Annotated in this window: 19 protein-coding genes; 7 read left to right on the top strand and 12 right to left on the bottom strand. The window is 75.2% G+C overall.

Translation table 11 applies throughout. The features are described 5' to 3' along the window. Positions 1–145: 145 nt before the first annotated feature. From PUR56_RS15130 to PUR56_RS15090, 9 genes are all read right to left on the bottom strand, one after another. Positions 146–1,024, bottom strand: a complete 879-nt coding sequence (locus PUR56_RS15130; RefSeq protein WP_329949294.1) for an MOSC domain-containing protein — start codon at positions 1,022–1,024, stop codon at positions 146–148. A 382-nt stretch (positions 1,025–1,406) separates the two neighbouring features. Beyond that, positions 1,407–2,240, bottom strand: coding sequence for a DUF6643 family protein (locus PUR56_RS43440; protein WP_380361665.1), 834 nt, complete (start codon positions 2,238–2,240; stop codon positions 1,407–1,409). A gap of 504 nt (positions 2,241–2,744) precedes the next feature. Further along, positions 2,745–3,218 (bottom strand): large conductance mechanosensitive channel protein MscL, encoded by a 474-nt coding sequence (gene mscL, locus PUR56_RS15120; protein ID WP_329949293.1) that lies wholly within the window; start codon positions 3,216–3,218, stop codon positions 2,745–2,747. 127 nt (positions 3,219–3,345) lie between these two features. Further along, complete coding sequence (locus tag PUR56_RS15115; protein ID WP_329949292.1) at positions 3,346–4,539, bottom strand: DegT/DnrJ/EryC1/StrS family aminotransferase; 1,194 nt, start codon at positions 4,537–4,539, stop codon at positions 3,346–3,348. After that, complete coding sequence (locus tag PUR56_RS15110) at positions 4,529–6,223, bottom strand: hypothetical protein (protein ID WP_329949291.1); 1,695 nt, start codon at positions 6,221–6,223, stop codon at positions 4,529–4,531. Before PUR56_RS15110 ends, PUR56_RS15115 begins: the two co-directional genes overlap by 11 nt. Next, positions 6,223–7,299, bottom strand: coding sequence for a GNAT family N-acetyltransferase (locus PUR56_RS15105; RefSeq protein WP_329949290.1), 1,077 nt, complete (start codon positions 7,297–7,299; stop codon positions 6,223–6,225). Before PUR56_RS15105 ends, PUR56_RS15110 begins: the two co-directional genes overlap by 1 nt. Before the next feature lie 72 nt (positions 7,300–7,371). Beyond that, the gene (locus PUR56_RS15100; RefSeq protein WP_329949289.1) at positions 7,372–8,529 is read right to left on the bottom strand and encodes a glycosyltransferase; all 1,158 of its coding nucleotides are present in this window, start codon (positions 8,527–8,529) and stop codon (positions 7,372–7,374) included. Then, complete coding sequence (locus PUR56_RS15095) at positions 8,526–10,565, bottom strand: polysaccharide biosynthesis tyrosine autokinase (protein ID WP_329949288.1); 2,040 nt, start codon at positions 10,563–10,565, stop codon at positions 8,526–8,528. The genes PUR56_RS15100 and PUR56_RS15095 overlap by 4 nt, the downstream gene beginning before the upstream one ends. Before the next feature lie 421 nt (positions 10,566–10,986). Beyond that, positions 10,987–12,105: a glycosyltransferase family 4 protein gene (locus PUR56_RS15090; protein ID WP_329949287.1), complete on the bottom strand. Its 1,119-nt coding sequence runs from the start codon at positions 12,103–12,105 to the stop codon at positions 10,987–10,989. A gap of 354 nt (positions 12,106–12,459) precedes the next feature. Here PUR56_RS15090 and PUR56_RS15085 point away from each other — a divergent pair, with 354 nt between their 5' ends. The 6 genes from PUR56_RS15085 (at position 12,460) to PUR56_RS15060 (ending at position 18,913) form a co-directional block, all read left to right on the top strand. Next, positions 12,460–13,584 (top strand): glycosyltransferase family 4 protein, encoded by a 1,125-nt coding sequence (locus PUR56_RS15085; protein ID WP_329949286.1) that lies wholly within the window; start codon positions 12,460–12,462, stop codon positions 13,582–13,584. A 103-nt stretch (positions 13,585–13,687) separates the two neighbouring features. Beyond that, on the top strand, positions 13,688–14,371 hold the full coding sequence (locus PUR56_RS15080) for a thiol:disulfide interchange protein DsbA/DsbL (protein ID WP_329949285.1): 684 nt from the start codon (positions 13,688–13,690) through the stop codon (positions 14,369–14,371). Between the two features lie 216 nt (positions 14,372–14,587). Next, positions 14,588–15,499: an ABC transporter permease gene (locus PUR56_RS15075; protein ID WP_329885253.1), complete on the top strand. Its 912-nt coding sequence runs from the start codon at positions 14,588–14,590 to the stop codon at positions 15,497–15,499. Further along, positions 15,489–16,703 carry an ABC transporter ATP-binding protein gene (locus PUR56_RS15070; protein WP_329949284.1) on the top strand — a complete coding sequence of 405 codons (1,215 nt, stop codon included), beginning with the start codon at positions 15,489–15,491 and terminating at the stop codon, positions 16,701–16,703. Before PUR56_RS15075 ends, PUR56_RS15070 begins: the two co-directional genes overlap by 11 nt. 3 nt (positions 16,704–16,706) lie before the next feature. After that, complete coding sequence (locus PUR56_RS15065) at positions 16,707–17,906, top strand: glycosyltransferase (protein ID WP_329949283.1); 1,200 nt, start codon at positions 16,707–16,709, stop codon at positions 17,904–17,906. Positions 17,907–18,037: 131 nt separating this feature from the next. After that, positions 18,038–18,913, top strand: a complete 876-nt coding sequence (locus PUR56_RS15060; RefSeq protein ID WP_329885250.1) for an alpha/beta fold hydrolase — start codon at positions 18,038–18,040, stop codon at positions 18,911–18,913. Between the two features lie 147 nt (positions 18,914–19,060). On the opposite strand, the gene PUR56_RS15055 is transcribed toward PUR56_RS15060, so the two are convergent. Both PUR56_RS15055 and PUR56_RS15050 read right to left on the bottom strand, forming a co-directional pair. Then, entirely contained in the window at positions 19,061–19,807 is a 747-nt protein-coding gene (locus tag PUR56_RS15055; protein ID WP_329949282.1) for an SAM-dependent methyltransferase, read from the bottom strand. A 24-nt stretch (positions 19,808–19,831) separates the two neighbouring features. Next, complete coding sequence (locus PUR56_RS15050) at positions 19,832–20,962, bottom strand: glycosyltransferase (RefSeq protein WP_329949313.1); 1,131 nt, start codon at positions 20,960–20,962, stop codon at positions 19,832–19,834. 66 nt (positions 20,963–21,028) lie between these two features. Here PUR56_RS15050 and PUR56_RS15045 point away from each other — a divergent pair, with 66 nt between their 5' ends. Further along, positions 21,029–21,799, top strand: coding sequence for a glutamate racemase (locus PUR56_RS15045; protein ID WP_329949281.1), 771 nt, complete (start codon positions 21,029–21,031; stop codon positions 21,797–21,799). A gap of 307 nt (positions 21,800–22,106) precedes the next feature. Here PUR56_RS15045 and PUR56_RS15040 read toward each other — a convergent pair whose 3' ends face one another. After that, complete coding sequence (locus tag PUR56_RS15040; protein ID WP_329949280.1) at positions 22,107–23,255, bottom strand: polysaccharide deacetylase family protein; 1,149 nt, start codon at positions 23,253–23,255, stop codon at positions 22,107–22,109. Positions 23,256–23,733 lie beyond the last annotated feature (478 nt).

Raw genomic sequence — 23,733 nt, 5'->3', positions numbered from 1 at the left:
CACCACATGCTTCAACGAGCGCGCACACTTGCGGTTCCGGGACGCGGGTACGGGCGTCGGCCCGCCCGGCCGGGCGGGCGGCGCGGGTGCCGTGCGCCGCGAAGGGGAGTCGGCGCCGACGCCCGCGGCGGAGGGGGCGCGGGGGTCAGACCCGCTGGTCGGCCGGCCAGTGCGCGCCGTCCTCCAGCACCTCGACCTCGTCGCCGAGCCGGAGCGTACCGAGTACGTCGCCCGCCACGCCGGCCGGCCGCTCGGGGATCAGGTTCTGCCCGAACGCGGCCTTCTTCAGCAGCCGGTGGTGCCGGGCCAGGGTGCGCAGCGGCTCGGGGCCGCGCCGGTCGCCGCTCTCCTGGTCGGTGGTGGTGATCACGCACCGCCCGCACGGCTTGACCACCCGGAAGGTCAGCGCGCCGATCCGGATCCGGCGCCAGCCGTCCTCGGCCCACGGCTCGCCGCCGGAGACGATCACGTTGGGGCGGAACCGCTCCATCGGCAGTTCCTCGTGGCCCTCCGGGTGCTCGGCGGCGATCAGCGCGTTGAGCTCGGCCAGCGAGGCGGTGGTGGTGAGCAGCAGCGGGAAGCCGTCGGCCATCGAGACGGTGTCGCCGGGCGCGGAGAACGTCGGGTCGACCGGCCGGACCCGGGGGTCGTCCAGGTGCACCAGCCGGTAGTCGCCCACGTGCTCGGCGATCCACAGCTGGGCCTCCTTGGCGGCCTCGGCGGCGCGGAACCGGGTGCCCCAGACCTCCACGTCGGCGAGCGGGTCCCCGTCCGCGACGGCGGGGGCGGGGATCTCGGCGCGGCTGCCGCCGGCGACGGTCAGGACGAGCGTGCCGTCGGCGAGGAGCCCGGTGCGGACCTGGCCGAGAGCGGCGTCCTCGCGCTGGCTGACGAACCGGCCGGTGGCGTCGGTGAGCATCCAGCGCCGGTCGCCGGACAGGCCCCACGGTTCGACCCGGGCGCTGTCCGGGCTCAGTCGGTACATCGACTTGACGGGGTAGACGTGGAGTCCGGTGAGCTGCATTCCCCCATCCTGCCAGCACGGCCCGGGGCGGCGGCGGCCCCGTCGGGGGCTCGCCCGCGGCACTCCGAGCGGCTCCTCGGCCGGGCGGCCCCGCGCCTCCGGGCGACCTCTGCCCGGCGTCTCGCCGACGCCCGGTCCGGCCCGGTCCGCGCCCGGTCTGCACCCGATCGGCGGGGGACCCGGCGCGCGGACTCCCGGGCGCGCGGGTCCGCGAACGCGCACGGACCGCCCGGTACGCCGGTGGGGCGGCGTTCCGGGCGGTCCGTGGATGACCCGTTTCTCCGTACGCCCGACGCCTTGGCCACGCCGGGTGGTGCTCAGGTGGTGCGGGTGCGGGCCGGGTGGGGTCCGGCCCGGGTGAGCTCAGCGGCTCCGGATGGGTTCAGTAGCCCTGCCCCTGCTGCTGGTAGCCGCCCTGCTGGAACTGGGCGGGCTCCCCGTAGGGGGCCGGGCGCTGCGGCTGCATCGGACGGACCGGTGCGACCGGGGTGACGGCCGGGCGGAGCTGCGCGCCGCCGAAGGACTGGTCGCCGTTGCCGTTGAAACCGGACCCGTTGAAGCCCTGGCCGGTGTAGCCCTGGCCGCCCGGAGTCGGTCCGCCGCCGAAGCCCTGCGGGCCGCCGAAGGACGGCGCCCCGCCCTGCGGCTGGCCGGCCTGGTGCTGCGGGCCGCCGGGGCCGCCGGCCGGCTGCGCACCGAAGGTCTGCTGGCCGTGGCCGCCGACGAAGGTGTTCTGGCCGCCGAAGCTCTGGCCGCCGGACGGCTGGTACCCACCGGTGGTCGCCTGGGAGAAGCCGGGTGCGGGAGCCTGCGGCCGCTGGCCGGGCAGGTACGGCTGGGGGCCGCCGTAACCGGGGACGGGCGGCTGGGGCGCGGCGGCGTACGCGGGCGCCGACTGCGCCGGGATGTAGGTGGTCGCGGGGCCGCTGGAGGGTGCGCTGCTCGGGCCGGGGCCCAGGGCGAGGCGGGCCGGCGGCAGCGCGGGGAGGTTGCTGCCGGGGCTGTCGTACCCGGTGCCGTACCGGTTCTCGTAGGAAGGGGCGGTGAGGCCGGATCCGTAACCGGACGAGAGGGCCGGCGGCAGGGCGGCCGGCACGTTGATGGGCGCGATCTGCGGGACACCGCGCTCTGCGACGAGGCTGTCGTAGATGGGCGTGCCGGAGGAGAAGGACGGAGGGGGGTAGCCGACTCCGTCGTAGGAGCGGGGCGAGGTCATGGGGCATACGGTAAGCCCACAATGAGCCTGCTGAGGAGAGCGGGAGGCCGAGCAGTTCGAGTGTTTACACAAGCTTCGCCCGAACAAAAGTTTCGAAAGTGTGAAGAACGGACATTCTGGCGGCCGGTTTCGGCCACTCCCGGGAAAGCGTGCGGGGTCGAACGGTGGCCGGACGGTGTCGCCGAAGGGCCGTGCGGTGACCGGCCGGTAGCCGGGTCGGGACCGGTCGAAGAAAGTTCTGCGGGCAGGTTGTGCGCCGGCGCTTTCGAGCCCCCGCCGACGGCGCGACGGGGGCTCGTGAATGTTTCGGGGATAAAGTCCCGGTGAGCCCTCCCGGGAGCCCGGCGAGGCCTCCCGGGGCCGACCCGTCACCGGCCCCGTGGCCGAATCCGCCACCGGCCCCGGACACCGACCCCGATGCCGGCCCCGACATCGGGGTCGGTGCTGGTCAGCGAGGTTGCGCCGGCTCCGGGACCAGCCCACGGGACCGGTCTCCGGGACCGGCTACTGCGCTGTCTGGGGGGCGGGCTGGTGCGCGGACTGGTGGACCGCCTGGGCGGGGAAGCCCGGCCGGCCGGCCACCTCGGAGGTGCAGAAGGAGCAGCGCACCGCCGCCACCGGGATCCTGCTCAGGCACTCGGGGCAGTCCGCCTTGGGTGCCGGCGCCGCCTTGTCCCCGTCGAGCCGCGCCTGCAGGCGGCCGACCGGCACCACCACGACGAAGTAGATCACCGCCGCGACCAGCACGAAGCCGATCGCCGCGTTGACGAAGACGCCGTACGGGAACCGGGTGCCGGCCACGTCGAAGGTCTTCTGGGTGAAGTCGCCGACGGCGCCGGTCGCGACCCCGATCAACGGGGTGAGGAACGCCGTGACGAACCCGGTGACCACGGCCGTGAAGGCCGCGCCGATCACGATGCCGACCGCGAGGTCGACGACGTTTCCGCGCAGCAGGAAGCTGCGGAATCCCTTGAGCACCGGGTACTCCAAATCCGTACGGGAGAGGGTGAGATGGGACCGCGGGCCCCGGCCGGACATCCTGCCGACCGGGTGGCCCCGCGGTCCAGCCGCGTTCACCCGATGTGCGTAACCGGCCGCGGCCGGGTCAGGCTGCGCGCAGGCGCTCCGCGTACGGCTGGATCCGGGCCACGGCCTCGGCGACCCGGCGGACGGTGGGCGCGTCCATCTGGGACCACAGCGGTACGGTCAGCACCGAGTCGGCGAGCCGGTCGGTGAGCGGCAGCGCGTCGGCCTGGCCGAGGTGGGCGTAGGCGCGCTGGCGCTGGACCGGCGGGTGGAAGTAGCGGCGCGAGTCGATGCCCTCGGCCCGCAGCACGTCGGCGAGCCGGCGGGCGGTGAGGCCGAACTCGGCGGCGTCCAGGATGAGCGTGAGGTCCTTGAAGGTGGAGATGTCGCCGTCCTCCGGCAGGGCCAGCCGCAGCCCGGGCAGGCCGGCCGTCACGGCGGCGAACTCGCCCACCAGTGTGCCCCGGTGGGCCACCCGATCGGGCAGTCCGGCCAGCCAGTTGAGGCCGACGGCGGCGTGCAGCTCGCTCATCCGGGCGTTGAGGCCGGGGAACAGGGTGTCGTAGTCGCCCGGGTTGCCGTAGTCGCGGGCGGTGCGCAGCCGCCGGGCGAGGCCGGCGTCGTGGGTGGCGACCAGGCCGCCCTCGCCGGCCACCGCGACCTTGGTCGGGCTCATCGAGAACACCTCGGCGTAGCCGAAGTTGCCGATCGGCACGCCCTTGCGGCGGCTGCCGAAGCCGTGCGCCGAGTCGTACACCAGCGGGACCCCGGCGGCGTCGGCGACCTCCTGGAGCCGTTCGACCTGGCAGGGAGTGCCGTAGACGTGGGTCGCCATCAGCGCGGCCGGGCGGTCGGCGGCGGCCAGCCGGGCGGCGGCGTCCTCCGGGTCGAGGGTGATGTCCGACTCGCGGGCCTCGGCGAACACCGGGGTGCCGCCGGCCCAGTGGGCGGCGTGCGCGGTGGCGGAGAAGGTGAAGCCGGGCATGACCACGGGTCGGCCGCCGTCGACCCCGGCGGCCTGCAGCACCAGCATCAGGCCGGCGGTGCAGTTGGAGACCGCCACCACGTGCGGGACCTCCAGCAATCCGGCGGCGGTCTCCTCCAGTTCGGCGACGGTCCGGCCGTTGGTGAGCTGCCCGCTGTCCAGCACGGTGCCGAGCCGTTCCAGCAGCGCGGCGCGGTCGGGGACCTGGACCCGGGTGAGCGGCAGCCCGGCCGGGAAGGCGGGGGTGCCGCCGAGGGCGGCGGGCAGGGCAACGGTGTCAGTGGTCATGGTGCGGGTGATCCCCCCTGGGACGGTGACTGCCCGGCGACGGCGACTGCTGCCGTCCGGACCGCTCGAACGGTTCGAACGGTGGGTGCGGTTCGTGCGGTCCGGCCGGTCCGGTGAGCGAGGCCGGTCCGGTGAGTGGGGCGGGCGGCGGCGTCGGCGGAGCGGACGTCCGCCGGGTGCCCCACTGGCCCGGCGCGACCCGCCACACCGGTGGCGGCCGGCGCTTCCTCACGGCCCCGCGCGTCGGCGCGGCGGCCGGGACGACCAGCAGGACCAGCGCCATCGGCAGCACCTGGACGCGCTCCCGGGACAGGATGCCCATGTTGTTGATGGTCGAGAAGGCCCAGCAGAACAGCAGCGTGTACACGACGGCGAACGCCACGTACGAGCGCTGCACGAACAGCCGCGGGATTCGGCTCAGCCGCGGCCAGGCCCGGACGAACATGACCAGCAGGGCGAAGCACTCGACCGACTGGACCAGGTTCTGGATGTTGGACGCCTCGAACGGGAAGGGCCGGAACAGCACGCTGACCACGGCGACCGGCAGCCCCGCGGGGTTGAGACCGAACTCGGGCGAAGCGTCCTCGGGCGCGCTCGCGTTGATCATCGAGTTGCCCTGGCTGGTGCGCCGGGACGTCTCCGAGAGCACCTGGTTGACGGCGTCGCCGCCGGTGCCGTCGGTACCGAAGAAGGTGGAGACCTGCTGCAGCATCAGGACCGCCATCGCGCCCAGCACCACGGCGGTCAGGATGGTCCGCAACGGCCCCAGCGCGGTCACCTGGCGCGGTCGCCGGCGCAGCACGTACGCGACCATCAGCCCGGCTCCGGCGAGGGCCGTGACGTGTGGGCGGACCATCGCGGTGCCCAGCGAGCCGAGCACGATGCAGGCGAAGGCGCCGAACCGGCGGTCCAGCAGGCGCGCGGTGCCGTACGTGGTGAGGCCCAGGCAGAACATCATCCAGGCGTCCTTGCCGATGCTCGACGGCCAGAACAGCAGGGAGGGCAGGAAGAACACGAGCTTCGCGTACCTGCGGGTGTCCGCCTCGGGGAAGGCGATCTGCAGGGCCCGCCAGAACAGCAGCAGGCCCCAGAACCCGATCCAGGAGAAGACCAGGAAGCCGCCGATCAGCGACGGCCCGGTGATCGCGTAGACCACGCCGGTGACGATGATGATGAAGCCGGTGCCGGCCACCTTCATGCCCAGGTCGTAGTGGACGCCGGTGAGCAGGTCGGCCTGGTCGAGGTAGGCGGCGAGCTCGATGCCCTCCTGGTGGTACATCTTGGCGTCGGCGGCGCCGCCGTACAGCACGAAGGCCATCAGATAGCGGGGGAAGGCGCAGAGCAGCTTGGCGGTCATGGCCAGGAGCAGCAGCCGGAAGATGTTCCGTTCGGGATTGGCGGAGGCGACCCGGGCCAGGAGCGGCGTGCCGACGGCCATCAGCGCCGGCAGGACCAGCAGCGCGCCCCAGGTGTCGTACGAGGTGTGCGCCGAGGCCAGGACGAAGACCGTGACGTAGCCGGTGACCAGGGCTGCCGCGAGGGCGGACGGCCAGGGGACGCGGGTCAGGGCCGCCCGCGGGAGCCCGGGCCGGGGCCGGCCGCCCCGGGCGGGTGGTCGGGCGGCGCCGTGCGGGGAGGCCCTGGGCGGCGCGGACGTCCCTGACGCCCCCGGCGGACCGGGCATCAGAACACCTCCAGGTCACCGAGACCGAACCGCCAGTCCGCCAGGGTGAGCGGGGTGGGTCCGGTCGGGGTGCGGGCGGCCAGGGTCATACCGGTCCGGGGGGCGTGCAGGAAGCCGGCCCGCAGTGCGGCGCCGGCGGCTTCGGTGCCGGGGGAGAGGTGGGTGGCGACGTGGTCGCAGCCGGACTCGCGGGCGGCGGCGCGCAGCAGCCGGGCGGCGCTGTCCCGGTCACCGGGGCGGACCAGCACGTCGGAGAGGGTGAACTCGGCCAGCGGTCCGCGCCGTCGGGGGCGGCCGAAGGCCAGCCCGGTGAGCTCGGCGCCGCGGTGGCAGGTGAGGACCCGGTAGTCCAGGCCGGGGGCCTCGCCGTAGCGCCAGCGCAGGAACTCCGGGGTGCGTCGGACGGCCAGGCGATGGTCGGCGGCGTCGGCGGCGGCCCGTTCGCGGAGCAGTTCCCCCACGGGACCCGCCGCCCCGCCGCCCGCGGGGTCGGCGAACCAGTCGGCCGCGGTGGGCAGTGGGCAGGTCGGGCCGACGGGTCGGTCCGCCGCCCGACCGGCCGGGCGGCGGGCCAGCGCCGCGCGTGCGCCGCGGGCGAAGGCGGCCGGCCGGACGGCCCGAACCGCGATCGGCACCCGGCCCAGCTCCTGCCAGCCCATCGTGCGGTAGCCGGGGAGGCTGTTGCCGTTGGGTGTGTTGAAGACCAGCTCGGTCTCGTCGGCGACCTGGTCGAGCAGGTCCGTGGTGAGCCGGCGGAAGATGCCCCGGCCCTGGAAGTCCGGGTGGGTGGCGGTGTCCACCGGGCGGACCGCGGCCACGGTGCGGCCGTCCCCCCGGTGCCACTGCCAGCGCAGGAACAGCCGGACGCCGACGATCCTCCCATCGGCGGTCTCGGCGAGCAGCCCGGGGCTCGCGCCGAACGGGTTGCGCCGGTGCTTCCAGGTGAAGAACTCCGCGGTGCGGGTGCCGGTCGGACCGCCCGCGAGGGACGCGGTCAGCAGGTCGAGCACGGCGGGGAGGTCGGACTCGGCGAGCGGGCGGAAGGCCGGCTCGGCGCGGGCGGGCAGGGCGCTCACGTCCGGACTCGCTCTCCCATCGGTGGTCGGGGGCACGGGCAGATTCGGTACTCCGGCGGGGGACGGGGGAGGTCAGCGCAGCAGGACCCGCGCGTACACCGCCTCCACGGCCCGCTGCGCGCCGGCCACGTCGAACCGCTTCGACCGTTCGCGCGCGGCCGCGCCGAGCCGGGTGCGCAGCTCGGGGTCGTCGGCGAGCCGGGCGAAGGCGTCGGCCAGGGCGGAGGGGTCGCCGGGCGGCACGAGGAACCCCTGGTCGCCGTCGTCCAGCACCTCGGGCATGCCGCCGACCCGGGTGACCACGGCCGGCAGACCGCTCGTCATGGCCTCCATCAGGGCGACCGGCAAACCCTCCTGGCGCGAACTCAGGGTGAACGCGTCGAAGGCGGGGAGCAGTTCGGGCACGTCGGCGCGCGATCCGGTGAAGAGGACGGCGTCCGTCAGGCCGAGTTCGGCGGCGAGGGCGCGGAGCCGGGCCTCCAGCGGCCCGGCGCCGATCAGCACCAGCCGGGCGTCCGGGCGGCGGCGGCGCAGCGCGGCGTGCGCGGCGAGCAGGGTGGCCTGGTCCTTCTTCGGGGTCAGGTTGCCGACCGTGCCGACCACGAACGCGTCGTCCGGGAGCCCGAGTCCGGCGCGGGCGGCGGCGCGGGCGGCCGGCCCCTCGGGGGCGCCGGCCAGGTCCGGTCCGTGGTGCACCACGGTCACCCAGTCGCCGGGGCGGCGCCGGTCCGCCGGGATGGTCCGCTCGACGGCGTGCGAGACGGCGATCACCGCGTCGTTGCGCCGGTAGGTGAGGGCATTGGCCCAGCGGGTGGCCGTGCGGTAGCGGTCCCAGACGTTGTGCTCGGTGTGCACCAGGCGTGGCGCCGGCGCGACCGTGGGGGAGAGCAGCCGGGCGGCGGCGGCCGGGACGGGCATGTGGGTGTGGACCAGGCCGTATCGGCGGTCGGCGATCAGCCGGCGCAGCCGCAGCGGCCAGCGCGGGTCGGCCCGGCCGGGCGTGCCCGGGGCGCCGCCGAGGCAGTGCACCGGGACGCCGGCCTCGGTGAGCGCCGGGGCGAGCGCGTCCTTCCACGGCAGGACGTAGGCGACCTCGATCCGGTAGCGCGAACGGTCGGCGTGGCGGGCGCAGTTGAGCAGCAGTTGTTCGGCGCCGCCGCGTCCGAGGCCCTTGGCCAGCCAGAGCACCCGGGTGGGCTCGTCCGTCGTGCCGTGCGCCGGCGCGTTCACCGCTCCTCCGCCTCGTGCAGCAGGGCCGGCTCGCCGTGGTCGCCGCCGCGGCCGCCGCCGTGGTCGCTTCCCGGGGCGCCGCTCCGTGGGCCGAGCCCGTTGACGCCGCGGCCGAGGCCGGGGCGGCCGGTGCGACCGTTGCCGTCGGGGCCGTCCGTGCCGCGGGCGCCGGTCCCCGGGCCACGCTCCGGCGCGTGACCCGGCGTGTGGCCTGGCCCGTGACCCGGCGCGTTGCCGGGTCCGTGCGGGGAGTCGGGCGTCGACTCGTGCTCCGGTCCGGGTCCGCCGCCCGGGCCGGGCGCGCGTCGGGCCCAGCTCGGTGCGGCCCGCCCGTCCCCGCGCCCGTCCCCGCGTCCGCGCTCTCCCGACCGTTCACCGGGCCGCGCGCCGTGGCGCTCGGCCACCGGCCCGGCCGCCCGCGGCACCGCGGTCGGCTGCCCGCCCCGTCCGGCCGGCACGCCGGCACCGCCCCCGGTGCCGCGCCGCCGCCGTCCGGACGGCCGGCCGGACGTGCCGAGCAGCGCCACCCCGGCCACGGGGACACCGGTTCGGGAGAGCAACTCGGCCACCCGGTCGGCCTGTTCGGGTGTGACGTTGCCGCTCCGCACGGTGACCAGCACCGCGTCCGCGTGCTGCACCAGGTCGTACGCGTCGTTGGCGTGCAGCAGCGGGGAGGTGTCGACGAGGATGACGTCCGCGTGCCGGCGGGCCCGGCGCAGCACCTCGGCGGCGCGCAGCACCAGCGCGGCCGGGTACGCCGTGGTGTTCCCGCCGGTGATCAGCGAGACCCCTTCGACGTTGGTCGGCCGGATCAGGTCGTCCAGTTCGCCCAGCCGTTCGCCGCTGAGCAGCTCGGCCATGCCCGGTCCGTCGCCGACCCCGAGGTGGGCGTGCAGCTGGGGGTTGCGGAAGTCGCAGTCCAGGACCAGGACTCCGCGGCCGGTCTCGGCGAGGGCGGCGGCCAGGTTGGCGGTCGTGATGGTCCGGCCGTCGAGGCTGCTGCCGGAGGTGACCAGCACCACCGGCGCGGGCTCGGCGAGCCGCCGCGAGACGGTCTCCGCAGGATCCCGGTCGTCGCCGCCCGTCGGGCGGGCGAGGGAGTCGGGGCCGGTGAGCAGCAGGGTGGAGCGCAGGGAACGGTAGGCCTCGGCGGCCGGGTCGGAGGGCCGGGCGCGGACCAGCGGTTCGCGCAACCTCCGCAGGCGGCGGGAGAGTTGCGGCACCTCGCCGATCACCGGAAGGTTGAACGCCTCCTCGACGCCGTTGCGGGTGCGGAGCCTGGTGTCCATCCGGCTGAGCATCAGTGCGGCGACCACGCCGAGCGCGAGCCCGAGCGCCACCGCGAGGCCGAGCCGCACGCCCCGGCTGGGGGAGGAGAGCAGGTTGCCCGCCCCCTGCCGGGCGTCGATGCTGCCCCACTGCTGGATGGCGTCGGTCTGGGCGGCGTTCTGCAGTTTGCTGATCGAGGTGAGGGTGGTGGTCAGCGAGGTGTTGGCGGCGGTCAGCTTGGGCTGGAGCTTGGGCTGGTCGGCGGCCGAGGACCGGGTGTACTGCTGCTGGATCTCGTTCAGCTGCCGCTGCTGCTCGTCCGCCTGCGCCTGGAGCTTCTTGATGGTCTCGGAGGAGCTGCGGGCCGACTCGTCGCTGTAGCCCTTGATGATCGCGGCCGAGTAGGCGGTGGCCAGGTCGGAGCAGGACTGCCGGGTCGGCCCGGTGGTGGCGATGGTCAGCATCTGGGCGCTGTCCGCGGTGACCGTCCGGCGGGCGATCACCTCGGCGGCGTCCGTGATGCCGAGCTGTCTGGCGGTGGCCGTGGCGACGTCGGCCCCCTGGGCGTAGGAGAGCACCTGGTCGGCCCGCACGGTGTCGCCGGCCCCCGCGACCGGCGTGATGGCGACCTTGCACTTCCATCTGGCGTTGTCCACCGCGTCGCCGGCGGGGGCCAGCAGCCAGCCGACGACGAGTGCGGCGAGCGTACAACCGGCGAGCAGCCGCCAGTACCGCCGCAGGACGGTGAAGTGGTTTGCCGGTTCCACCGGTTGGATCCCCTCGCGTTCATGGTGCGGTGGTGCTGTTCAGCGCCCGTCCGGCTCCCGCAGGGGAGTACGGAGGGTGGGGGTACCGCCGGCACTGCCCGGGCCGCCGGAACGGACGGCTCCCGGCACGGTGGAATCCCTCGGACGATGTCGCAACCCGCCCCCCTGACGACTCGCGGACGACGTCCCGACGACGCGCTCCCCGCAGACGCGGCCCGGCCCGGCGGTGTACCGACACCCACTGACCGCCGCCCCCGCCGGTCCCCCCGGCGATGCTTCCCGAGCCGCGACGTGCGGCGCAACCGCTTTGGCGATACTGGTCCGGGAGACCTCGTACAACGGGCCGCGACCGCCCGGATCCGGACAGACCGTACTCGGCCGGTCCGCCCGTCCCGAGCCCCCGGGCCGGGCCGGACCGCCTTCAGACCGTGCGCAGCCGCAGCGAGCGCTCGTAGAACCCGACCATCTGGGCCGACACCTGCTGCAGCGTGAACGAGGTCAGGAACCGCGCCCGCGCAGCCTTCGCCCGCACCCGCGCCGCGGCCCGGTCCTCCAGCGTGTCGATCAGCGCCTCCGCCAGCGCGGCGGGCCGCTCCGGCGCCACCAACCGCGCGTAGTCCTCCGAGCCGACGGTCTCGCGCAGCGCCGGGACGTCGGAGGCGACCAGCGGCACCCCGACACCCATCGCCTCCATCGCCGCGCTGCCCAGGCCCTCCCAGCGCGACGGCACCGCCAACGCGTCGGCCGCCGCCATCAGGTCGAACACGTCGTCCCGCGGCCCCAGGAACCGCACGCCGCGCGTCGCCCCGGCCAGTGCCAGCAGCCGGTCCGTCTCGCCGCCCTCGCTGCCGGCCAGCAGCAGCACCGCCTCCGGCTCCGAGCGCAGCACCGCGGGCCACGCCTCCAGCAGCACGTCCAGACCCTTCTGGTACTGCTGGCGGGCCGCGGCCAGCACCACCGGCACGTCCTGCGGCAGCTCCAGCGACGAACGCACCGCGGCCCGCCGGTCCGGCGTCACGATGCCCAGCCGCTCCGGGTCGCGCCCGCGCGGCACCACGTCGATCCGCTGCGACGGCACCCGCAGCCGGCGCGCCATCGCCCCGGCCACGTACCGGGTCAGCGCGTGGAACCGCCGGGTGCCCTGCGCGGTCGCCGCGTCCACCGCCTGGGCGGCCCGCACCTTCCACGGGCTCAGCCCGCGCGCGTTGCGGTGCTCGGGCCCGTACGCCGCGTTGACCAGGCTGGTCACCACCGGCGTGCGGGCGGTCAGCGCGGCGGCCCGGCCGAGCACGTCCGACTCGTACAGGGTGGTGTGCAGCAGATCGGGGCGGCGCTCGCGGACCAGCCGGTGCAGCGCGGCGACGGTCTGGCTCCGGGAGGGCCGCCCGACCCCGAAGACGTCGGCCCCGGCCGCGGTCAGCTCCGGCTGGAAGCCGCCGGTCGAGTCCTTGAGGTACGCGATGTCGAGGCGGACACCGGCCCGCACCAACTGGGGTGCCATTGCCACCAAGCCCTGCTCGGCCCCACCGACCCGGCTCACGCTGTCGATCACATAGAGCACATGCACAGGCCAACCCCCGCCCTCCTGGGCGCGCCCGGTCTCCCGTGCCGGGACGACGCCCTGACTGCCGCTCAGCATCGCAGGTCGCGACCGGTACCCGCCAGCGATTCGGTCAGGACGGCCGCCCGCGGTCGGCCGCGGCCACCCGGGGGAGAGGGCGGCGCCACCGGCAGGGGGCGGCCGAAGGCGCCGGGCGGGGCGCGCGGATCCCCCACCGGGCGCACCACGGCGCCCGACCGGCGCCCGCCGGGAGTATCCGCGCCGAACCGCGGACCACCGCCGGGTTGCGCGAAGGGGTCGTCCCGCGCGGGGCCCTGTGCCAAGGTCTTTCCCATGCCCGAAGCGACACCGGTCAGGACGGCCGGAACCCGCCCCCGCATCCTGCACCTCATCACCGACCCTCGCCGCCGCGGTGCGCAGAACCTCGCCCGCGACCTCCACCGCGAACTCCGCCGCCGTGGCCAGGCCTCCGCGCTGCGCGCCCTCGCCCCGCACCCCGACGCCCACCCCGACGCCGCCGACACGCGGGCCACCGCCGTGCTCGGCCCCGGCCGGCTGCACCCCCGCACCCTCACCGCCCTGCGCGCCGCCGCCCGCACCGCGGACCTCGTCGTCGCACACGGCTCCTCCACCCTCCCCGCCTGCGCCCTCGCCCTGGCCGGTACCCGCACCCCCTTCGTCTACGTCTCCATCGGCGACCCCCGGCACTGGACGGCCGGTCCGGTGCGCCGGCTGCGCACCGGCGCCCTGCTGCACCGGGCCGCGGCCGTCACCGCGCTCGCCGACGAGGCCCGGGAGGTGCTGGTGGAACGGTTCGGGCTGTCCGCCGCGAGCGTGCGCACCATCCCCAACGCCCGGGCGGCCGACCGCTACCCGCCCGCCGACGGCGAGGCCGACCGGCGCGCGGCCCGGCAGTCCCTCGGCCTGCCGCCGGACGGCCTGCTGGTCGCCTGGCTCGGCGCGATCTCCCGGGAGAAGCGGCTGGACGTCGCCCTCGACGCCCTCGACCGGCTCCCCGACGTCCGCCTCGCCGTGGCCGGGGACGGCCCGCAGCGCGCCGCCCTGGAACGGCACCCGGCCGCCGCCCGGGCCCACTTCCTGGGGACCCTCCCGGATCCGGCTCCGCTCTACCGGGCCGCCGACGCCGTCCTGCTGTCGAGCGACAGCGAGGGCGTGCCCGGGGTGCTGATCGAGGCCGCGCTGGCCGGGCTGCCCGCCGTCGCCACCGACGTCGGCTGGGTCCGCTCGGTCGTCCGGGACGGTGCCACCGGCTCGCTGGTCGCCCCGGGCGACCCGGTCGCCCTGGCCGAGGCGCTGGCCAAGGTGCTGGCGGGCGACCGCGCCGGGCTCGGCGCCGCCGCCCGCGTCCACGCGCTGGCCCACTGCGAGCTGGACGTGGTCGCGGACGCCTGGCAGGAGCTCTTCACCGACGTGTGCGGACACGAAGGACGCGGCTGACGCGTCCCGGTACGCCGGGCCGGGTGCGCCGATCGGGCGAATCCCGGCCCGACGCACCGGGGCGACTGGCCGATGACGTTCCGTAACCGTCACACTGCCCCGTGTGAAGTCGATCCTGAGAACCACTCTGCTGCTCGCCGTCGCCACCGGGATCGCCGCGTGCCCCGTGCAGGCCGGCGCCGTCTCCCACCAGCCGCCCCGCGAGGGCGCCCAGTTCGTCCGTCTCGACCAGCCGCAGCCGGTGCGCGAGAGCGCCCGCACCGAGGCGGTCGAGTTCTTCTGGTACGACTGCGGTCACTCCCAGCAGCTCGAACAGCCTCTCCAGGCCTGGGTCGAGAAGCACCGGTCCGACGTCGACCTGCGCCGGGTGCCGGCCATCTGGCAGGGCAGTCGTGAGGAGGGTGCGCAGCGCGGTCACGCGCGCCTGTACTACACGCTGGAGCGGCTCGGCCTGGTCGAGCGGCTGCAGTCCTCCGCGTTCCGCGCGATCCACTCCGACGAGCAGGACCTCACCACCGAGGACCTCACCACCGACTGGGCCGCGCGCCAGGGCGTCGACGCGCAGCGGTTCCGCGAGGTGTACCGCTCGGAGGACGTCCAGCGGGCCGTGGACGAGGCCGTCGCGCTGTTCGTCCGGTACGGCATCAACGAGCTGCCCACCGTCGTGGTGCAGGGCGAGTACCGGACCTCCCCGACCAACGCCGGCGGCGTCGAGGCGATGCCGGGCATCCTCGACCACCTCGTCGCGCAGGACCAGCAGCGCCACCCCCGCACGATCCGGTTCTGACCCCGGCGTTGCCTCCCGAACCCCCGGGCGGGTCGGCCGATTTCGGCCGACCCGCCCTTTTCGGCCGCCCCCCGGGCCGCGATCCGATCACGTTCACCGAACCGACCCCCGTCGACCACACTCTGTGCCACAGTGGGGGCCGGGCCGCACCGGAGCGGTGTCAAGCACCGCCCTGACGAGCCCACTTCTCGATACCGCCGGTACCGGAGAGGGCAGATGTCCGTGGGGGGACAACGCACACAGCTCGTCGACGGGCCGGCCGGCCGGGCCGCGGACACCGAGGCGCACCCGCAGGCCGCCGAGGGGCCGCCGTCCGAACTGGTCTTCAAGCGCCGGCTCCGCCCGGCCCGGGTGGCCCGCGAGCTGTGGGGGGCCCGTGAGCTGGTCCGCGCGCTGGCCGAACGCGACCTGCGGGCCCGCTACAAGCAGGCGGTGCTCGGCTTCGCCTGGGCGGTGCTCACCCCGCTCGCGCTCTGCGCCATCTTCACGCTGGTCTTCCGCCGGGCCGTCGACGTCGACACCGAGGGCGCCGCGTACCCGCTGTTCGCCTACGTCGGCCTGATCGTCTGGCAGTTCTTCAGCAACACGATGAACCAGGGTGCGCTGAGCCTGGCCAACAACCTCAGCCTGCTGAACAAGGTGTACTGCCCGCGCGAGGTCTTCCCGCTCGCCACCATGCTGGTGGCCGGCGTCGACATGCTGATCGGCACCGCCGTCCTGGGGCTGCTCTTCCTGGTGTTCTGGACCGCGCCCGCGGCCACCCTCTTCTGGGTCCTGCCGCTGCTGCTCGTCCAGTTCGCCTTCACCTACGGCGTGGCGCTGGTCCTCTCGGTGGCCGTGGTCTACCTGCGCGACGTCCGGCACCTGCTGCCGATCATCACGCAGATGGGAGTGTTCGCCACCCCGGTCGCCTACCCGCTGGCGCAGATCCCGGAGCGACTCCAGGAGATCTACGTCGGCCTCAACCCGCTCGGTGCCGTGATCGAGGGCTACCGCAACGCCCTGCTGTACGGCCGGGCGCCGGACGCCACGCTGACCTCGATCGCCTCGGTCTCCTCGGTGGTGTTCCTGGTCGGCGGCTACCTGCTGTTCAAGAAGCTGGAGACGGGGATCGCCGATGTCGCCTAGCCCGACCGCCGCCGCCCGTGACCTCCCGCCGGGCACCATCCGCACCGACCAGGTGTGGAAGCGCTTCAAGGCGGACCAGCAGCGGATGCTGCTGCGGGACAAGGTCGACTCCATGGCCCGCCGGCTGCGCGGGGAGAAGGGCGAGGACTGGCGCTGGGCGCTGCGCGACATCTCGATGCACATCGAGCCGGGCGACTCGGTCGGGCTGATCGGTTCCAACGGCTCGGGCAAGTCCACCCTGCTCAAGATGCTGACCCGGGTGATGTACCCGTACGGCGGGGTGATCGACGTGCGCGGGCGGATCGGCGCCCTGATCGAGATCCGGGCCGGCATCCACCCCGACCTGACGGGTCGGGAGAACATCTACCTGTTCGGCGCGCTGCTCGGCCTGCGGCGGCGGGAGGTGGCCACCCGGTTCGACGACATCGTCGAGTTCGCCCGGCTCGGCGGCGCCATCGACCGGCAGGTGAAGTTCTACTCCTCCGGCATGCAGATGCGCCTCGGCTTCGCCGTCGCCGCCTACCTGGAACCCCATGTCCTGCTGGTGGACGAGGTGCTGGCGGTCGGTGACGCGGTGTTCCAGCAGCGCTGCCTGGACCGCATGCGGGAGGTCGCCGAGCAGGGCACCACCATCGTCTTCGTCTCGCACGACCTGCCGGCGGTGGAGTCGATCTGCCGGCGAGGCATCTGGCTGGAGCAGGGCTCGATCCGGGTGGACGCCGGGATCAAGGAGGCGATGGCGGGATACCGCGACTCGATCGAGGCGCAGTCCGAGGCCGGCGGCCGGACCGGGGAGCCGCTCCGACTGCTCGAGCACGGGGTGCGCGGCGAGGGCCGCGAGAGCCTCACCACCGACGAGCCGATGACCGTCGAGCTCACGCTGGGCGGCGACTACCGCGGCGACGCGACCCTGCACCTGGGCGTCAGCGAGGGCACCTCCAGCCCGATCTTCCAGATCAGCCACGAGATCCGGCTCACCGGCGGCGACCACCCGGTCTCCTGCGTGATACCCCGGTTGCCGCTGCCGCGCGGCCGGTACACGCTCTGGGCCGGCGTCTACAGCATCGGCAGGACCGACGGCGGGACGCTGATGAGCTGGCACTCGGTCGGCCAGTTCGACGTCTTCGGGCCGATGCTGGACTCGCCCCCGCGCGCCGTGGTCCTGGCCGCGCCGGTGTTCGTCCCGCACCGCTGGGAGGAGTGACGCGTGCGACCGGTCCGGGTGCTCGTCCACCTCAACAACCTGGCCTTGGGCGGTGCCCAGCTCAACGCGGTCGACATCGCCCGCACCCTGCGTGAACGGGGCCACGAGCCGGTGCTCTTCGCCCAGGGAGTGGCCGGCCCGGCGCCGCTGGTCGACATCGCCGCCGGGCACGGCCTGGACGTGGTCGTCGCCGGCGGGCCCGACACCCCGCACGCCGAGGTCCGCCGACGGCTCGGCCGGCTCGCCGCCGAGCACGGCAGCCAGCTGCTGCACGCCTGGGAGGTCCGGGCGGCCCGCAACGCGTACTTCGGGCCCGGCCGTTACGGCCGGCTGCCGGTGGTCACCACCTTCTACGGCATCCGGATGCTGCGGGGCCTGCCCCGGCACCAGCCGCTGGTGCTCGGCCTGGGCGCGCTGATGGGCGACGGCCGGGCCTTCGGCCACCGGGACGTCAGCCTGATCGAGCCGCCGGTCGACACCGTGACCGATGCGCCCGGTGCGGCGGACGGCGCCGCCTTCCGGCGTGAACACGGCATCCGGCAGGACGAGTTGCTGCTGGTCGTCGTCACCCGCCTGGTGCCCGCGCTGGAGAAGGACGCCGGCGCCGAACTCACCGTCGACGCCGTCCGGCTGCTGGACGACCCCCGGGTCCGGCTGGCCGTGGTGGGGGCCGGGCCTAGCCTGGAGCGGCTGCGCGCCCGCGCGGCCGAGGCCAACGAGGCGCTCGGCCGTGAAGCCGTCCTGGTCCCGGGCCAGTTGGCCGATCCCCGGCCGGCCTACCAGGCCGGGGACGTCGTCCTCGGGATGGGCGGTTCGGCGCTGCGCGGCCTGGCCTTCGGCAAGCCGGTGGTGGTGCACGGCGCGGCCGGCTACACCGCCGTGCACGAGCCGGGGCCGCTGGTCGAACCGCACGCCTCCCGCTGCATGTACGGCTTCGGTGACGGCTCGCGGGAGCCCGCCGCGCTGGCCGGGCAGCTGCGCGGGCTGCTCGACGACCCGGTCCGCCGGGCCGAACTCGGCGACTGGGGGCGGGAGTGGGTGGTCGGCCGGTTCTCGCTGGAGAGCGTCACCACCGCCTTCGAGGAGCTCTACGGGCGGGTGCTGGCGCGTCCGGGCGGTGCGGTCGGCTGGCTGAAGGACCTTGAGCAGATGGCCCGGTTCGAGTTCGCCAAGCCGGCCGGGCTCAGGCTGCTGCGCCGGTGACGGGGGCGCGGTGCGCCGGGGCGGCGGTGAACGTGCGGGGGCGGTAGCGGAGGTGGAGGTGGGGCGGGGGTAGCCGTCCGGAGTGCGGGCAGGCATTTACCTAACTGGTTCAGCGGTGTTTAATGGTTAGCATGAGCGAGCTGACGATCCCGCACATCCACCACCGCCACGTCGACGTCGACGGTCTGCGCGTCTTCTACCGGGAGACCGGACCGGCCGACGCCCCCGTCCTCCTGCTGCTGCACGGCTTCCCGTCCGCCTCGCACCAGTTCCGCAGGCTGTTCGACGCGCTCGGCACCCGCTACCGGCTGATCGCCCCCGACTACCCGGGCTTCGGTCACAGCGAAAGCCCCGCCCCCGGCGCGTTCGACTACCGCTTCGACACCCTGGCCGACGTGGTCGAGGGCTTCTGCCGGACCCTCGGCCTCGACCGGTTCGCGCTCTACGTCTTCGACTTCGGCGCCCCGGTCGGCCTCCGGCTCGCCACCCGGCACCCCGAGTGGGTCACCGGCCTGGTCGTCCAGAACGGCAACGCCTACGAAGAGGGACTCTCCGACCAGGCGCGGGAGTTCATCGCCAACCGGCCCGGCGTCGAAGGGGCCGCCGAACGCGCCCGCGCCATTCTCACCCTGGAGATCACCCGCGCCCAGTACGAGGGCGGCACCGGTGACCCGGAGCTGGTCGCCCCCGACGGCTGGACGCTCGACCAGCACGCCCTCGACCTGCCCGGCCGCAAGGACATCCAGGTCGAACTCGCCCTCGACTACCACTCCAACGTCGCGCTCTACCCCGTCTGGCAGGAGTGGCTGCGCACGCACCGCCCGCCCACGCTGATCGTCTGGGGCCGCAACGACCTGTTCTTCACCGAGCCCGGCGCCCGCGCCTACCTGCGCGACCTGCCCGACGCCGAACTGCACGTCCTGGACACCGGGCACTTCGCGCTGGAGGAGAAGCTTCCGGAGATCGCCCCGCTGATCGACGACTTCCTCGCCCGTACCCAGAAGTAGCCGGAGGGGGCGGGCGGCCCGGGAGCGGAGCGTCGGGAGCCAGCCGGACCACCCCGCCCGCCGCACGACCCCTGCCGCCGCACGACCCCTGCCGCCCACCCCGGACCCGGACCCGTGGCAGCCCGCCCGGGCGTCCGCGGGGACCGCTCAGCCCCGGCGCAGCAGCAGCGTCACGAAGCCGAGCGTCCCCCGGTAGCCGTGCAGCCACTCGGCGCGGTGCAGGTCGGCCGCGGCCCGGGCGGCCTCCGCGTCCGGATGGTCCGCATGGTCCAGCGCCCACTCGGCCAGCGCGCCCGTCCAGGAGAACTCGTAGTCGTCCCACTCCTGGCGGCTGCTCACGTACCCGAACACCGGTGTCCAGCCGTCCGCCGTCACCCGGTCGACGGTGGTCCCCAGGTCCGCGTAGTCGTCCCGGTCCGCACCCAGCCCGTCCAGCGCGGGCCGGTCCGGCTCACGCTCCCAGAACCCCTCGCCGACCAGCACCCGGCCGCCCGGCGCCAGGTGTTCCCGGGAGGCGTCCAGCGTCGGCAGCAGCCCGCCGAACGCATGCGTGGCACCGACGTTCAGCACCAGGTCGAACCCCGCGGGATCGGTGAACTCCCGGGCGTCCAGGTGGTGCAGGCCGAGCCGCCGCTGCACGCCGAGCGCCTCCGCCGTCTGCCGGGCGCGGGTCAGCGCCGCCGCGTCCAGATCCACCCCGACCGCCTCCCAGCCGGTCCGCGCGGTCAGCGTACGGATCAGCCAGCCGCCCTCGCCGCACCCCAGGTCGAGGGCCCGGCCGTGCTCGGTGCGCGCCGTCGCCCGCGCCAGCAGCTGGGCCACCGACTCGTCGGCGACCGGTGCGGCGATCGGGTGGTGGGCATGCGCGAGGCGGGAGATCGTCCGACGGTCCATCCGGCCAGTCTGCCGCAGCCGGGCTCAGTACGTCCGGCCTTTCCAGGCGGCCCCCCTGCCCCGCCAGTGCTGCACCGCCGAGTCCACCGTCATCAGCAGGTAGAGCGCCGCCGTGAACGGCAGCAGCAGGGCAGCCGGCGCCGGCTGCCGGTAGTACCGGAGCATCGGCAGGAAGGTCCCCGTCATCAGCGCCCACGCGGCCCCGCCGACCGCCGCCACCGGCCACGCGCCGGTCGCGAGACCGGCCACGCAGGCGAGGGGCGGCACCAGGTACACCAGCGCCAGACCGAGCACCGTGCCGAGCAGCAGCAGCGGCGAGTGCCGCAGCTGGGCGTACGCGCTGCGCGACACCATCCGCCACAGCTGCGCCAGCCGCGGGTAGGGCCGCACGCTGTCCACCTGCTCGGCCAGGCCCAGCCAGGTCCGTCCGCCGGACGCCTTCACCGCCCGCGCCAGCGACACGTCGTCGATCACCGCTCCCCGGATCGCCGCCACCCCGCCCGCCCGCTCCAGCGCCTCCCGCCGCACCAGCGAGCAGCCGCCCGCAGCCGCGGCCGTCCGGGAGCCGGGCCGGTTGCTCCACCGGAACGGGTAGAGCTGGGCGAAGAAGTACACGAACGCCGGCACGATCAGCCGCTCCCACCCCGTCTCCACCCGCAACCGGGCCATCTGCGAGACGAGGTCCAGCCGGTTGCTCTCGGCGGCGGCCACGAGCTCGGCCAGCGACTCCGGGCCGTGCGCGATGTCCGCGTCGGTCAGCAGCAGGTACTCGGCGTCCGGCCCGGCCAGGTCGACGCCGTGCCGCAGCGCCCACAGTTTGCCCGTCCACCCCGGCGGCAGCGGGGGAGGCGTGGTCACCGTCAGCTCCAGCCCCTCCGGCGCGGCCAGCCCGGCCGCGAGCCGGCCGGTGCCGTCCGTGCTGTGGTCGTCCACCAGGATCACCCGGGCCCGCCCCGGATACTTCTGCGCCAGCAGGCTCGGCAGGCTCACCGGCAGCACCTCGGCCTCGTCCCGGGCCGGCACCACCACCGCGACCTGCGGCCAGCGCGCGGGCGGACGGCGCGGCGGAAGCCGCACGTCGGTACGCCAGAAGAACCCGTGGCAGCCCGCCAGCCAGAGCCAGACCAGCAGGGAGAGCGCAGCGATCCACAGCAGGACGGTCACCCGCGCAGTCTGCCGCACCAGGGGCCCGGCGGGGGGCATCGACTAAAGTCTTGACCCGTGAAGATCGCACTGATGGACTCGGGAATCGGCCTGCTGGCCGCCGCCGCCGCGCTACGGACGCTGCGTCCGGACGCCGACCTGGTGCTCTCCTCCGACCCCGCCTCGATGCCCTGGGGCCCGCGTACGCCCGAGGAGGTGACCGCGCTCGCCCTCGGCTGCGCGCGGGCGGCCGCGGCGCACCGGCCGGACGTGCTGGTCGTCGCCTGCAACACCGCCTCGGTCCACGCGCTCGCCGCGCTCCGCGCCGAACTCGAACCCGGCCTCCCGGTCGTCGGTACCGTCCCGGCGATCAAGCCGGCCGCCGCCCTCGGCGGCCCGGTCGCCATCTGGGCGACCCCCGCCACCACCGGCAGTGCCTACCAGCGGAACCTGATCCGCGACTTCGCCGGGGCGGCGGCCGTCACCGAGGTCGCCTGCCCGGGCCTGGCCGACGCGATCGAGCACGGTGACGACGCGGCGACCACCTCCGCGATCGCCGCCGCGGCCGAGCGCACCCCCGCCGGCACGGCCGCGGTCGTCCTCGGCTGCACCCACTACGAGCTGGTCGCCGACCGGATCCGGGACGCCGTCGCCCCGACGGCCGCTCCGGGGCTCACCCTGCACGGCTCGGCCGAGCCCGTCGCCGCCCAGGCCCTGCGCCGCGTCGCCGACCCGACCCGTCAGGGCGCGGGCACCCTCACCGTCCTCCACGCGGGAGCTCCCGCCGTGCTCCCCGCCGCCGCCCTCGGCTACCCCAGGGCCCTCCTGCTCGGGTCCCTGACCGTCTGACCCAGCCGCGCCCGTGCGTAGGACGTCGGACGGGCCGACTTCCTGCGCGCCGGTGTGCGCACGTGACTCCTGGGGCGTTCGGGGCGTCCGGGGCTCCCGTGCTGCTCGGACGGGCCGTCCGGCCGCGGTCGCCGGGCGTGGGCCTACGGGTGTGGGCCGGCGTGGGCGTGGACCGCGGTGGGGTGGGCGGCGAGCTCTGCTCCAGCCGCGTGGTTCCCGGCGGGCACAGGAAGTCGGACGGGCCGACTTCCTGTGCGGGAGGGTGCGCGAGGGCGGGTGAGGGCGGGTGAGGGCGAACGGACGGGCGTCAGGCGGCCTGGCCGCGCCAGCGGCGGTAGGCCGGTTCGAGGCCGGACAGGATCGTGTCGAACCTGCGCGTACTCGTCGTGGAGTCCACCTGGAGACGGCTGATCTGGAGCGGGTGGTTGGGGAGGCGGGGGCCGAGACGGTGGTCGGAGAGGAAACCGAGCCGGTAGCCGAGTTCCTGCAGGACGGTTTCGGCGCGCGGGTCGTGGCCGCCGTCCGGGTAGGCGAATGCGGTCGGCGGCTCGCCGAGCCAGCGGGTGAGGGCCTCGTGGGCGCCGGTGATCTCGGCCCGGACGGTGGCGTCGTCGCAGCGCCCGAGGCACGGGTGCCCCTGGGTGTGGTTGCCGATCGCGACGCCGCCCTCGCGGAGCGCGAGCAGGTCGGCGGGCGTGAGCTGGTCCTGGCCGGGCGGTCGGCGGTCGGCGCTGACCCGCAGTTCCTGGAGGCTGCGCCGGCGGTCCGGGTCCGGCATCGCCTTGAGCCGGCGGAGCAACTGGGAGGGGTGTCCGCAGTCGAGTGACCGGGCGCGCCCGCCGTGCCGGGCGAGGAAGTCGGCCTCGTGCCACCAGAACGGCTTCTCCGTCCCGATCAGTTCGGAGATCACGAAGGCGGCGGCCGGGATGCCGCGCTCGTGGAGGGCGGGCAGCGCGTGGGTGAGGACGCTGCGGTCGGCGTCGTCGAAGGTCACCAGCACGCTGCGGGCGGGCAGCGGACGCCGTTCGGCGACGGCCTGCTGCACGGCGGCCAGCGAGACGGGTGTGGCGAGTCTTCGCAGCCGGTCCAGCTGGTCGCCGAAGGAACGGGGGTCGGTCACGCCGTGGTAGGCCAGCACGGCGAGCCGCTGCGCGGCCCGGGCCCGGAACAGCGGCTGGACGGGCGCGAAGCGGAGCCACGCCCCGCGTGCGTCCGCCGGACAAGCGGCGTCGGCGCCCCGGGCCGGGCGCGGCACCGGGAGGGGCGCGGGCCGTGGCACGGGCCGCAGGCTCCGGCCCGCGGCCGGGCCGGTGAGCGACTGCCCGCCGAGCGGTTGGCCGGTGAACGCCTCACCCGCGAGCCCCTGGCCCGCGCGTGCCTGCCCGGCGACCGGCTGCCCGTCGGTCGGCGAGGTGGCGGCGGGCCCGGCGACCGGAACGGCCACGGGCGTCGGCACGGCTACGGGGCCTGTGGGTTTCCGCCCCACGGATGTCCGCCCGGTGGCCGGGGTGCCGGCCGGCGGCAGCGGTCGCAGGCCCGGGCGGGCCCTGACCGTGGCCGCGGTCCGGGCCATGGAACTGGAGGTCGATGTCGTGGACTGGGACTGCGGCACGGTTCCCCCTCGGTCGCCGATGCGGCGTGGCGGTACCGCCGGAGGACGGAGCCCGGCCTCCGACTCCAGGGCACGGCGGCTCCGCCCCCTGGGTATCTCCGGTCCACGGCGGGGACTCCCAACCCGCACCGCGGACGGCTCCTGGATCGCTCAATGTAATGGAGACAGGTACGGCGCGTTGATGGTTGTACCGGACAGTCCAGGTTTTTTCGGCGATCGGAAACCCGGCGGGAACGAGGCCGGAATGCAGGCTCGGGGCGTGCCCCGGACGGTGCACCGGAGTGTGGGGGAACCGACCGGGGACAGCCGGAATGGGGAGCCG

The sequence above is a fragment of the Streptomyces sp. BE303 genome (assembly GCF_036290945.1).
GTDB lineage: Bacteria > Actinomycetota > Actinomycetes > Streptomycetales > Streptomycetaceae > Kitasatospora.
The sequence above is the reverse complement of the archived record's forward strand: the minus strand, read 5'-3'. Positions and strand labels throughout refer to the sequence as shown.

Coding starts and splice junctions, on each gene's coding strand:
- PUR56_RS15130 (WP_329949294.1), bottom strand. CDS start 1,024: ATGCAGCTCACCGGACTCCACGTCTACCCCGTCAAGTCGATGTACCGA.
- PUR56_RS43440 (WP_380361665.1), bottom strand. CDS start 2,240: ATGACCTCGCCCCGCTCCTACGACGGAGTCGGCTACCCCCCTCCGTCC.
- PUR56_RS15115 (WP_329949292.1), bottom strand. CDS start 4,539: ATGACCACTGACACCGTTGCCCTGCCCGCCGCCCTCGGCGGCACCCCC.
- PUR56_RS15110 (WP_329949291.1), bottom strand. CDS start 6,223: ATGCCCGGTCCGCCGGGGGCGTCAGGGACGTCCGCGCCGCCCAGGGCC.
- PUR56_RS15085 (WP_329949286.1), top strand. CDS start 12,460: ATGCCCGAAGCGACACCGGTCAGGACGGCCGGAACCCGCCCCCGCATC.
- PUR56_RS15075 (WP_329885253.1), top strand. CDS start 14,588: ATGTCCGTGGGGGGACAACGCACACAGCTCGTCGACGGGCCGGCCGGC.
- PUR56_RS15070 (WP_329949284.1), top strand. CDS start 15,489: ATGTCGCCTAGCCCGACCGCCGCCGCCCGTGACCTCCCGCCGGGCACC.
- PUR56_RS15060 (WP_329885250.1), top strand. CDS start 18,038: ATGAGCGAGCTGACGATCCCGCACATCCACCACCGCCACGTCGACGTC.
- PUR56_RS15055 (WP_329949282.1), bottom strand. CDS start 19,807: ATGGACCGTCGGACGATCTCCCGCCTCGCGCATGCCCACCACCCGATC.